We start from the raw sequence: 12,199 nt of genomic DNA, 5'->3' as shown, positions 1-12,199 counted from the left end.
GATAAAATACTTCCTGATGTACCACTGAACATCAGTTAGTTTCACAAGCCCTTCTAACGTCTGGCGGCTTTCAGCGCCACTGAACCGTATGCTTAATTGAGAATGCCCCCTGGATTGTTTTTCCTGTCTTATATTGAATGCATCACCTGACGATATCGTTGCGAGTCTATAGAATAGGGCACGTTCTGCTCTGGAGGGGGTATTGTGGGCCGTATAGTTCTTATAAATGTAACCGGTGAAGATAAACCCGGTCTCACATCGGATATAACCGGGATTATGGCTGGTTACGATGTGGAGATTCTCGATGTTGGTCAGGCGGTCATCCATGATTCTTTAACCTGGGGAATTCTTATTCAGGTTGCCAAAGAATCGGATGTTGCCCCATTGCTGAAAGATCTGCTCTTTGATTTACACGAGAAAGGTCTGCAGGTTACCTATCGGACGGTTCAGCCTGAAGAGTATCAGGAGTGGACTACAAGGCAGGGCAAAGACTGCTACAAGGTTACCCTTCTTTCACGTGCTATAAATGCCGAAAAAGTATCCAGAGTGTCTGCCTTAACGGCAGCTCACGGGCTAAATATCGAGTATATAACACGCCTTTCTGGCCGCTCATCTCTTGATAAAGAAAGCCTTGCATCGCAAAGGGCCTGTATAGAGTTTTCTGTTCGGGGCACACCGAATGATTCTGCAGCTCTTAAAACCGAACTGTTGAATCTGTCGTCTGAATTGGACGTTGATGTTGCTCTACAGGAAGACACAATCTATCGCCGTAGTCGCCGCTTGGTCGTGTTCGATATGGATTCAACACTCATTGAAGCAGAAGTGATTGACGAGCTTGCAGTAGAGGCTGGTGTTGGCGATGAGGTTGCAGCTATTACTGAGCAGGCTATGCAGGGAGAAATTGATTTTCAGGAAAGTTTCCGCCGTCGTTTAGGTTTGTTGAAAGGCCTGGATGAGTCTGCTCTTGAGAAGGTGGCTGCCCGCCTACGTTTAACGGAAGGTGCTGAAAGGTTGATAAAAAGCCTGCGAGCCCTGGGCTATAAAACGGCTATTGTTTCAGGTGGTTTTACCTGGTTTGCAAATAACCTTAAGCAGAAGCTGGGTATGGATTATATCTATGCCAACGAGCTGGAAATCATTGACGGGAAAGTAACTGGCGTTGTGAAAGGCGATATTGTTGATGCCAGAAAAAAAGCAGTACTTCTGAAGGAAATTGCAGCTCAGGAAGGTATTCGTCTTGAACAGGTTATCGCTGTTGGTGACGGTGCCAATGACCTGGAAATGCTTGCTGTTGCAGGTTTAGGAATTGCGTTCCGGGCTAAGCCTCTGGTTCGTCAATCTGCACGACAATCTATATCTACTTTGGGGCTAGACAGTATTCTCTATCTGCTTGGATGGCATGATCGAGACTTAACAGGTTTAAAGGAATAGTCAGGAGTCAAAGAAGCCGACTGGAAAGTCGGCTTCTTTGTTTTAGAGGATATTACTGGAAGTCGTATTCCATAGCATCCATTGGAGGTTGCAGGTAGTAACCTTGCACGTAATTTACATCACACTGCCACAGGGTTGAAAGAATCTTATTGCTCTCGATTCTGGGAACCATGACCAGTTTATCTTGCCGGCGCAGGGTCGTGACCATTTCCTGAAGGTGCTGGAGCGCTTCATCACCACCATCTTCCAGGTTGCTTACCAATGAGCCATCAATTTTGATGAAGTTAGCCGGAATCTTTTCCAGCAATGTAAACGGTTCTACCGCACAGCCAAAGTGTGTAATGCAGACCTCGCAATTCAACTTCTGAAGACTATCACAGACAGTTGCCGCAGATTCCAGGTGAATAGCAACATCTTCTTCAGCCATCTGGAAAATAAGAGCATTGCTGGGAAGTTTGGCTGCTTTCAGGGCAACATTGATCCAGGATGGAAGGGTTTGATCCTGAATAGAGTCAGGCCCCAGATTCAGAAACAAGCGAGAGTCATTTCCTTTCTCTCGGTGTTCAGCCAGAGTTTTAACCGCATGCAGTATGGCCCAGCGGTCTATTCGTGTTGTCAGACCTGCACGCTTGCTGGCGGCTATAAAATCTGCAGCGGGAATAACTTCTCCCTGTTCATTTTCCAGGCGCGAAAATACTTCATACTGCTGTTCTTCTTCATGCTCGAGATTAAGAACCGGTTGGTAACTCAGCTTGAAGCGATCTTGTTCCAGAGCCTGAGTCACCAGTGCGACAATATCTCCCTCTTTGACCATGGCCTGAAGCTCGGCTTGATGATCATGGAAGACAATTTGGTTTCCGCCATCTTCCCAAGCCTGAAGGCAGGCACTTTCAGCGCGGCTGATCACATAATGGCTGTTATCTGCCGATTCGGTCAGAGGGATAATGCCGATAGATGCTGTTGTTTGAACTTTGGCGTTTTCAATTTTAACAACGAGATTTTCAACACTTTCTAAAATCTCTTTGCCAAGAGCTTGAAGTCGGGGCTGAAGATCATTGTTAATCAGTGCAATGAAGACATCATCACTGTATCGGGCCAGAATGCCGTGTTCCTGAACGACAGGTTTCAGATGTTTTGCAACTTGGGTAAGATAGGCATCAGCTCGCCCCATCCCCATTTCTTTTTTCAAATCCCGGAACTTATCCAGCCTGATATCAACAAGAGCATAACGCTTGTCACCAGATTCTCGTTGAGCAATGGCGGTATCAAGGAGCTCGGTAAAGTAAGTACGATTGAAAAGTCCCGTCAGCATATCGGTTGATTTCATCGCTTCCAGCTTTTGTTCCAATTCAGGATCAGCGGCAGCTTTACGAATAATAACCTGGGTACATTTTTCACCATCCCATTTTGCAGGGCTTAGTGTAATTACGCCTTTGAAGTAACTGTCGTCACCCTTCATACCCTTAAAATCCATTGGGGGCTGGGTGCTATCCCCTTGTTGGAACCTGCGAATCAGTTGTTTTAAATTGCTTTGATCATCTTTGTGAATCATGTCAATCAAAGGCATGCCGGTCAGATCATCAGGGTCGATATAGCCAAAGAGCTCAACGTAAGCCGGGTTCGCATGGATATGCATGCCTTCGTGGACATAAGCGATCGCATCTACGGAGCTGTCCAGCAGCAACTGACAACGTTTCTCTGCTTCTTTCAGGGCTATTTCATTCTGGCGTCCTTGTCTTCGGTGAAGCAGGTTTGTCCATTCGCGCATACACACCAGCTTCAACCAATCCATATGACTGAAAGGAATAGCGTCTGAACCGCCGGCCTGAAGCCATTCAGTTACTCGTTTGCCAGTTTGCTCTTCATCCAGCAAAAGGATACAGGGCAGGTCTTTCCCTTTAGTCACAACTTCTGAGAGGGCGTCATCTGGAGAAATGGAAACAGAACTCTCGAATGCTAACAACAAATCCCAAGGATGAGCATTTAGGGACTCACTTAAATCTTCTAATGATGTTATACGGTGAACACGGGTGGCAAGCCCAGCATTACGGAAGTGGCTGACGAGGCTTTCAGCATGATTACTAGCATCTTCAAGAAAAAGAAGACGCAACGGCCCCTGGTTTTTGGATCGAATGTGTTCTGCCATAACAGGACTGCAATTGCTCTTATAGTGTACCCCAACGGAGTAATACTACCCCAATGCCTCTGAAATAGCAGTGGTAATGGGGTAATGTCAGGAACTGTCAGAAGTGCAATATGGTTTCTGATATTCCCCTTTGATTATGCCCTACAGCTCTTTCCAGAGATTATTGAATTCGTCGCTAGTATTTATTTCTTTCTCTGCCGAGCCCGGGTCGCCATTGGATAGAGTATTGTCCGCAGAGTTAAAGATAAACTGGCTGAAACTGCCTGTAGAAAGGGTGCACTCCGTGAGGGTTGCTTGTACGAATTTTTCTCCATTATAAAAGCGAACCTTGTTGCCTATATGGAAGGGAACCCGTGGGGTAATCAACGCCGCTGGTTCATTCAGCTCTTTAAATTCAGGCAAGTAGAAACAGCGCATAAAATCGCTGGCGCCTCTCTTTTTATTAAGCAGAGAAATTGCTGTTGGGTGCACGTTTGGTGAAAGAAGTTGAATCCCGAAAACAACTCGATCTTGCCCTTCCAGTCTTACCCAGCGAATAATCGCCAGAATCCACTGCATTCCTCCGGGGGAGCGGAGCGATATAAGCTCACCAGCCTGAATTTGTGGAGGAGCTGTTCCTTCAATACATGCACAATATCCACCGGGGCTAGTGTCAATGAGTGTTGCCTGAAAAATGGGGTAGTCAGGTGCAGCGACTTTGTCTTGCTTATCGAACACGATCATGTCGCCACTCATCTGTGTTACATGGCTGCCTGAAGGGCCGGCACCAGATACGTGATCCCATACATCGTTCTCTGTGGAATGGAATGTTGCTGTCGTATCTGTGAGAGTTTTTTCGCCAAAGTCTTCCTTCAGCACCTTTTGAAATGGTGTTTCGTTGCTAAGGAAAAAATGAGTACCACTTAGCCCGGCAGCAAATGATATTTTACCTGTGGCCTGTTTGCGTAAGTGATGGCGTGAAGTCTTTGGTCCCCAGGCTGATGCCAGGTGGCTCAGCAGTGTTTCCGGTATCTGAAGAGATGTATCTGATGCATCCATCAAACTTTCAGACAGTTGTCTGGTTTCCAGTCCCCGGAAAGATTCTGGATCGTCAATTTCGATATCAACACTGTAGAGAGGTGCTTTATCCGATTCAATGTTGATTGCAAAAGGCGTTGTATTCGACACTGCGTTGCTTAAGGATGCTGATCCCGACCATTTTTCGAGTACCCGAAATAATTGATCCAGCTCCATTTGCCGGAGCATGTTGGGGCGAGCTCTGCTCAGCAGTAGTGCTCTCTTATAACAGTTTTCAATAGAGATTTGGTGAATGATCTGATTCTCGTGATCTTCCACTGCGGCTTGAGAAACTTTGTATTCTTCCGAGAGATGATAGAGATTATGCAGCTCTTTCCAGATCAAGCGTGGAGTGTCGCAGTAAAGTTGATAAGAGCGCAGTAAAGAGTGGCTACTCTCACTGATGGCTCTGTGCAAGGCAATAACCAGATTCTTCTTACTGTTGTCATCCAGAGAGTCAACTGCCAGCTGTTGAACAACAATAATCTTGTATCCAATCAGTAGGTGACTTTGAAGAGCCTGCGCCAGATTGGCTACTTTTCGCTCTTTTTGTGTAAGCGTTATGGACTTTTTTAGATAGTGTCGAGCCAGCGTACGACATGTGTAGTGAATGCTGGGGCGAAGCAATTCAAGGAAAGAGAGGCGTTTATTAACCGGGAGCCTGACCTGATTCATTTCCTGTAAAGCGAAATAAAGCTGACGCGCCATTTCTCCCAGGTTGGCTTTTGGGAGGCTTCTGATCCACTGACGTATGGAATCATTATCTGGTTTGGAAAACGTTAGTTGTTCTTTACTGCAATCGGGAACAGACAGGCGAATCCTTTGGTTAAGGGTTTCCATACGTCCGGCTTCTCCATTTATCTTTGCTATGCATGTGAATCCGTTCACACACACATGAATAAATTAATTCTTGTATTCTAAAGAAAAAAGGAATTGATTGTCACGTAGCCGAATATTCATGAATTCGAGGTACTGATTAATTTTGTGGTTTCTTCCGTTTGATTCTCTTTATTTCGGTATAAGGGAGCAACAATAGTTTTTGATTGAGTGCCAGAGTTATCTCTCGCCAGCTTTGGCACCAGATAACCAGAGCAAAGGTTGCTCATTTCACCAATAAGCTTTCTTGCCTGTTCCTCATCAACTTCAAAATGGGCGGCTCCCTGTACGCGATCAAAAAGGTGCAGGTAATAGGGCATAACACCACAACTAAATAACTTATCACTCAATGAAGCAAGAACTTCTGGAGAATCATTTACGCCCTTGAGGAGTGTACTTTGATTTAATAGTTGAACCCCTTTGCTGCTCATGTTGTTCATTGCCTTAACAACATCTTCGTCAATCTCATTGGGATGATTGCAGTGAACAACAACAATGGGTTGTAAACGAGTACCCGTTAGCCAGCTAAGCATTTCATCAGTCACCCGTTGGGGAATAACGATTGGCATACGAGTATGAACGCGCAAGCGCTTCAAATGAGGAATCTTGGCAAGTTCTTCCACGATCCACGCCAACCGGAGATCATTCTGGGAAAGAGGGTCACCACCACTGAGGATGATTTCAGAAAGAGATGTGTCATTCCCTATGTAATCGAAGGCGGACTGCCATTCTTCTTTATTCAACTTATTGTCTTCATAAGGAAAATGACGGCGAAAACAAAACCGGCAGTTTATGCCGCACAGTTGGCCTGGCATCAGAATCAGGCGACTGTTGTATTTATGAAGTATGCCACGATGGCTGTTCTTGGGTTGCTCACCCAAAGGGTCTGTAGAGAAACCAGCAACGTTGTCCAACTCCACCCCAAGAGGCAGAACCTGCCGAAGAAGTGGGTCTTCAGAGTTGCCGTGTTCTATTCGTGCTATATATGTGTGCGGCACCCGCACTTGAAATTGCTGGTGACCGGCAATGGCTCCAGGCAGAAGGTCAGTATTAAGCCCCAGAATTTTCAGGAGTTCCTCAGGGTTTGTAACTGACTGACTGAGGATTTTCTGCCATGTCTGTGTGTTTTTCTGCCGAATGTTGGTGCTATTAGTCTGCACAGGCTGGGCTGAAAGGTTTATCATACGGCGTTTCTACACATTCCTGGTATATACGAATGGCTAGCTACTCAACGAATGAGTTTCGCTCTGGACTTAAGGTGATGCTGGAAGGCGATCCCTGCACCATTTTGGAAAACGAATTTGTTAAACCTGGTAAAGGTCAGGCATTTAACCGTGTTCGTTTGCGGAACTTAAACAGCAACCGAGTTTGGGAGCGCACCTTTAAGTCTGGTGAATCCCTGGAAGCTGCTGATGTCATGGATTATGACATGGAGTACCTGTACACAGATGGTGAATTCTACCATTTCATGATGACAGATGGTTCCTTCGAACAACACGGTGCCAGCGTTGCAGCAGTTGGCGATACCGTCAACTGGCTTAAAGAGCAGGAAGTATACACTGTAACTCTTTATAACGGTGCTCCCCTGTCTGTAACAGCTCCTAACTTCGTATTTCTGGAAGTTGCCCAGACTGATCCGGGCCTGAAAGGCGATACTGCTACAGGTGCTACCAAGCCAGCTACCCTGAGCACTGGCGCTGTTGTTAAGGTGCCTCTGTTTATTACTGAGGGTGAGATGCTGAAGATAGACACCCGTACTGGCGAATACGTTGGTCGTCAGAAGTAATAGAAAATGCTTCATTAACAAAGCCCGGTTTTCCGGGCTTTGTGCTTTCTGGATGAGTCGTATATGAACAAAAGCCAATGGCAGCCCACAGCCTCTCATGAAAATATTCTCCAGCGTGGAGAAATTCTCCGTGACATCAGGGAATATTTTTATCAGCAGCATGTTATGGAAGTAGAGACGCCTATGCTTTCCCGTCATGCCACTGTTGACCCCCATATCGATAGCTTTCAGGCCACATTCTGCCCTCTTGGTACAGATACTCGTGAAACTCTATTTCTGCACACTTCCCCGGAGTTTCCTATGAAGCGCTTGTTGGCTGCAGGCAGTGGAGATATTTATTTTATGGGGCGGGTTTTTCGGAATGGTGAGGCTGGTGGCCGCCATAACCCGGAGTTCACCATGCTGGAATGGTACCGACTGGGTATAGATCATCATCAGCTGATGGATGATGTGACCAGAGTTATCAGTGCTGTGACTTCCTTTAATGAGATCGGTCGTTTTACTTACAAAGAGCTGCTTGAAAAGGCGTTGGGTATCGATCCTCACACGGCCACAAATGAAGAGCTAATGGCCTTAACTCAGAAACATGTTGATAAAGGCCTGAGTGGATTGTCCCGTAACGATTATCTGGATCTTCTCTTCAGTACCTGTATCGAACCAGAGTTGGGTTCGTTAAGTGAAGAAGGAATGGCCGGTGTTTATGTCTACGATTACCCAGCCAGTATGTCTGCACTTTCCCGCATTCGCACCAATGAACAGAATCAGAAAGTAGCCGCTCGCTTTGAGTTGTTTGTGAATGGAGTAGAGCTGGCAAATGGTTACCACGAGCTTGCAGATGGGCAAGAGCAGCAGGAGCGTTTTGAAAATGATCACCGGGAACGGGAGCAGTTAGGCAAACCTGTTTATCCTTATGATCAGAATCTGGTTGATGCGTTAAACCATGGTTTTCCGGATTGTGCTGGCGTGGCCATGGGGATTGATCGCCTGCATATGCTGATAGCTCGAACGAAATCTATTAAAGATGTTATTCCCTTCGACTTTTTTCATGCCTGAATGGTTATCCGAATACTCCCGTCAGCGACACTGGCGGGAGTATTCGGTATGATGGCGCGGCTATACAACTACAACTCCTTTTATTAGCTATTGAACCTAATAAGGAAAAAACAATGCAACGCCTTACTTCCTTTGGCAGAGCTGCCTTTGCTCTGTTGTTTGTATTCTTTGTGTCTGTCGTACAGGCCAAAGAAGTATTTACCTTCACGGCTATTCCTGACCAGGATGAAACCCAGCTCCAGCAACGATTTGGCAAGGTCGCTTCGTATCTGGAAAAAGAGCTGGGTATCGAAGTGAAATACATCCCGGTAAAAAGCTATGCCGCCGCTATTACCGCTTTCCGTAATAATCAGGTGCAACTGGCTTGGTTTGGCGGGCTCTCCGGTGTTCGTGCCCGTTTGCTGGTTCCCGGCTCTGAAGCTTTGGCTCAGGGATATGAAGATCAATTCTTTAAAACCTACCTGATCGCCAATCATAAAACCGGCTTACAAGCTGCTGAGAAATTCCCGGAAAATATTGTCGGAGGCAGTTTTACTTTCGGTTCCAAAGGTTCAACGTCTGGCCGTTTGATGCCTGAGTTTTACATTCGTGAAAATTTGCAGAAATCCCCGGATGATGCTTTTCGTCGGGTAGGCTTTTCTGGTGATCACAGTCGTACTATCAGCCTGGTTCAGTCCGGTGCGTATGAAGTTGGCGCAGTCAATTACAAAGTCTGGGAGCGCGAGCTTGCAGAAGGAAAGATTGATACCAGTAAAGTACAGGTGATCTGGTCAACTCCTGAATATCCTGACTATCAGTGGAGTATCCGGGGTGATGTGGATAAAACCTACGGAGACAACTTCAAGCAGCGTGTTCAGCAGGCTTTGCTGGGTATGAACTCCCCGGAATTGCTGGCAGCCTTCCCGCGTCAGTCTTTTGTTGAGGCAGAAAACGATTTTTACCAGCCGATAGAAGACACAGCTCGTAAAATCGGATTGCTGGATTAGCAGCCCTTGGCTACCGGGAATCAACCTCTCTTTAAGCTAACCAATAAAACGTTAGCTTATGGAGAGGCTTATATTTTAAATGACCTGAATCTAACCATCAGACGTGGCGAGAGAATTGCCCTGATTGGTCGAAGTGGGTCAGGCAAATCAACTTTGCTTAAACACTTACGCTCGTTATCACCAGAGCTGGTTACCTGGTGCCCGCAAAATCCAGCGCTCGTGCCGATGTTCAGCACTTTCCATAATATATACGCAGGCTGCTTGTCTGAGCATTCATTTGCTTACAACCTTCTGAATCTCATACGTCCACAATCTAAGGCTCTAGAGGTTGTAAGAGATATTGCCCGGTCTTTAAGTATTGAAGAGTATTTAAAAACACCGGTAGAACATATGTCTGGGGGGCAGCAACAAAGGGTAGGGCTTGGACGGGCGTTAATACAGAAAAGCCCCGTTTTTCTGGGAGACGAGCCGGTGTCTGCTGTCGATGAGTATCAGGCTGGTGAGCTGATAAGGCTGATTTCACGAGAATATCAAACCAGTGTTATCGCTCTCCATGATGTTAGCCTTGCGCTCGAATATGCGACACGGGTTGTTGGTTTAAGTGAAGGGCGTATTTGGCTGGATGTGGATGTTTCTACAGCCAGCTCTGAGCAAATAGCCGCTTTATATACAGAAGCCGATGAATAATACGGCATCCCATCTACGTAATGTTTCGCTTTTAATATTGTTGTCCGCCGTCGTCTGTGTGCCTTTTGCCGACTTCGAGATCACTGCCCCGGACTTTTGGGGAGAGTTGGCATTAATCGGCCACGCAGCTCTGAATCCTGAAGTGATAAGTTGGACAGAATTGCTGGTGGCTTTAGCAAATACCCTCAGCTTTGCTTTTCAGGGTGTCGCTTTAGGGGCTATGACGGGCTTTTTGCTGGCTCTTGCTTATCGATTTTCTATTGTTAGATCCATCAGTGCTTTTTTAAGGGCGATTCACGAACTGTTTTGGGCTCTTATCTTTATTCAGGTGGCCGGACTTTCATCACTAACTGGTTTGCTGGCTCTGGCTATTCCTTATGCCGGTACGTTTGCGAAAGTCTTCGGTGAAATTTTCGAAGAAACAAATAAGGCTCCTGCCAAGGCTATTCGAAACGGCGGACTTTCTGGCTTTCTCTATACAACCTTGCCATTAGCTTGGAAGCGCATTGTTGATTACACCGGCTATCGCTTTGAATGTGGCATCCGTTCCAGTGCGGTTTTGGGCTTTGTTGGTTTGCCAACTCTGGGCTTTTATATGGAAACATTATTCAAGCAAGGAGAGTACTCTCAGGCGATGGCAATGCTTTATGCATTGTTTGTGGTTATTGGCTCAGCCCGGTTATGGTTGAAAAGAAAATTACTGCCTTTCTATATTGTTGCGGCTTTTATCTGGTTGCCACCAACCGCAGATATTTCATGGCTGCTTGTCTGGCAATTTTTTACTTATGATATTGTGCCAGCTCCACTTCGCACGGGTTACGGTGATCTAAGTGCCTGGTTGTGGATGTTATTATCCAGGCAGGCTGTGCCGGGTGTTGTTAACACGGTGCTTTTAACTCAGATATCTCTTGCGGCAACTCTGCTTCTTTCATTGGTTCTATTTCCTTTCCATTCAAAGCTCTTTGCTGGGAAAAGCAAAATATTAGGCCATGGGCTTTTAGTAGTTATGCGCACGACTCCGGAATACCTTCTGGCTTTTCTCGGAGTTATTGTTATTGGGCCCTCTATGCTTCCTGGTATTTTTGCCCTTGGGGTGCATAACGCTGGAATTCTTGCGCATTTAATCGGGCGCTATGTTGATGAGTTCAAACTCCGTGATGATGCCCCGAGAGGAATGTTGTTGTACCTCTATGAGGTATTGCCTCGGGTTTATAAGCAGTTTCTGGCTCTGCTTTTATACCGCTGGGAGGTGATTCAAAGGGAAAGTGCAATTCTTGGCATTCTTGGCATCTCCACTCTTGGTTTTTATATTGATTCCGCCTTTGAAGAACTGAGAATGGATAGGGCATTTGTTTTGATTCTGATTACGGCTCTATTAAATATTGGAACTGATGCACTGGCTCGATATCTGCGAAACCGCAATGTCTGATATCTCTGTAGATTACGAATAAAAATCCCCCTTAGGCAAAACTGTGAACGAATTTTATTTTGATCCGGAAGCAAGAATGACTTTCTGGGGTATAGTCAGTGGTACTTTCTTAATGCTCCTTGTGCGCTATGGTGCAGATCAGGCTGTGTTGCAGCGTTACGCATCCACCAGAACCCTGCGGGAAGCCAGAGATATGTTCCTCATTAATATAGGTTCTGTGCTGGTTGTTTGATTACGCTGGTCTTTGTGAGTCTCGTACCTGGTTTTCTTTGCACCTTTATAGAGTGATTAACACCTTCGTCAGTTTCATGGCTTTGGTAGTGACCGAGTTGATGTTTCGCCGAATGACCCGAACTCACACCTTAAATTCAGAATACGTACAAAACCCTAGTCAAACAGGCTTGTTAAAAGCGTCTTTGGACGTATAATTCGCGGCCTCTCTGCTGACCGGAAACGGACACAGGGAAGGAGTGTAAACTCAGGCAGCGACCGACGGTCGTCAGTGTTTCAAAAGTGATTTGAAATGCTGATTGACACAACGTCACAACGCTGTAGAATGCGCTCCTCGTTGCTCTTGGCGTCAGTCAAAAGCGTCGGCCTCGGTCGGCATGAGCAACACCGTTGAGATGCTCTTCATTGAAAGCTAACTGATTGATTTTTAAGAAGTTAACGAAAATGAGTCACTTGACACCGGCAGCTTCCACGGTAAAATGGCGGCCTCGCTGATCGGACAGCTTCTTAGCTTCCTT

10 protein-coding genes are annotated in these 12,199 nt (G+C 46.1%); 7 read left to right on the top strand and 3 right to left on the bottom strand.

Annotation, left to right across the window (positions count from 1 at the left end; genetic code table 11):
- The first annotated feature begins 204 nt into the window (after nucleotides 1-204).
- Nucleotides 205-1,431, top strand: coding sequence for a phosphoserine phosphatase SerB (gene serB, locus QMA35_RS13570; protein ID WP_281647693.1), 1,227 nt, complete (start codon nucleotides 205-207; stop codon nucleotides 1,429-1,431).
- Between the two features lie 52 nt (nucleotides 1,432-1,483).
- On the opposite strand, the gene QMA35_RS13565 is transcribed toward serB, so the two are convergent.
- The 3 genes from QMA35_RS13565 to epmB all read right to left on the bottom strand — a co-directional run bounded on the left by QMA35_RS13565 (nucleotide 1,484) and on the right by epmB (nucleotide 6,693).
- Entirely contained in the window at nucleotides 1,484-3,577 is a 2,094-nt protein-coding gene (locus QMA35_RS13565; protein WP_281647692.1) for an EAL domain-containing protein, read from the bottom strand.
- Nucleotides 3,578-3,718: 141 nt separating this feature from the next.
- A complete protein-coding gene (locus QMA35_RS13560) occupies nucleotides 3,719-5,473 on the bottom strand; it encodes a hypothetical protein (protein ID WP_281647691.1) in 1,755 nt (584 codons plus the stop codon).
- A 116-nt stretch (nucleotides 5,474-5,589) separates the two neighbouring features.
- Nucleotides 5,590-6,693, bottom strand: coding sequence for an EF-P beta-lysylation protein EpmB (gene epmB / locus QMA35_RS13555; protein ID WP_281647690.1), 1,104 nt, complete (start codon nucleotides 6,691-6,693; stop codon nucleotides 5,590-5,592).
- 32 nt (nucleotides 6,694-6,725) lie between these two features.
- Between epmB and efp the strand changes: the two genes are divergently transcribed.
- The 6 genes from efp to QMA35_RS13525 all read left to right on the top strand — a co-directional run bounded on the left by efp (nucleotide 6,726) and on the right by QMA35_RS13525 (nucleotide 11,682).
- Nucleotides 6,726-7,295, top strand: a complete 570-nt coding sequence (gene efp / locus QMA35_RS13550; RefSeq protein WP_281647689.1) for an elongation factor P — start codon at nucleotides 6,726-6,728, stop codon at nucleotides 7,293-7,295.
- A 63-nt stretch (nucleotides 7,296-7,358) separates the two neighbouring features.
- Entirely contained in the window at nucleotides 7,359-8,348 is a 990-nt protein-coding gene (epmA, locus tag QMA35_RS13545; RefSeq protein ID WP_281647688.1) for an EF-P lysine aminoacylase EpmA, read from the top strand.
- Between the two features lie 113 nt (nucleotides 8,349-8,461).
- Nucleotides 8,462-9,334, top strand: coding sequence for a putative selenate ABC transporter substrate-binding protein (locus QMA35_RS13540; RefSeq protein WP_281647687.1), 873 nt, complete (start codon nucleotides 8,462-8,464; stop codon nucleotides 9,332-9,334).
- A 6-nt stretch (nucleotides 9,335-9,340) separates the two neighbouring features.
- Nucleotides 9,341-10,021 carry an ATP-binding cassette domain-containing protein gene (locus QMA35_RS13535; RefSeq protein WP_281647686.1) on the top strand — a complete coding sequence of 227 codons (681 nt, stop codon included), beginning with the start codon at nucleotides 9,341-9,343 and terminating at the stop codon, nucleotides 10,019-10,021.
- On the top strand, nucleotides 10,014-11,450 hold the full coding sequence (locus QMA35_RS13530) for an ABC transporter permease (RefSeq protein ID WP_281647685.1): 1,437 nt from the start codon (nucleotides 10,014-10,016) through the stop codon (nucleotides 11,448-11,450). The genes QMA35_RS13535 and QMA35_RS13530 overlap by 8 nt, the downstream gene beginning before the upstream one ends.
- A 76-nt stretch (nucleotides 11,451-11,526) precedes the next feature.
- Nucleotides 11,527-11,682, top strand: a complete 156-nt coding sequence (locus QMA35_RS13525; protein ID WP_281647684.1) for a hypothetical protein — start codon at nucleotides 11,527-11,529, stop codon at nucleotides 11,680-11,682.
- The last annotated feature ends 517 nt before the right edge of the window (nucleotides 11,683-12,199 follow it).

The sequence above is a fragment of the Parendozoicomonas sp. Alg238-R29 genome, from assembly GCF_947331445.1.
GTDB lineage: Bacteria > Pseudomonadota > Gammaproteobacteria > Pseudomonadales > Endozoicomonadaceae > Sansalvadorimonas.
This window is presented reverse-complemented; position numbering and strand designations above follow the sequence as displayed.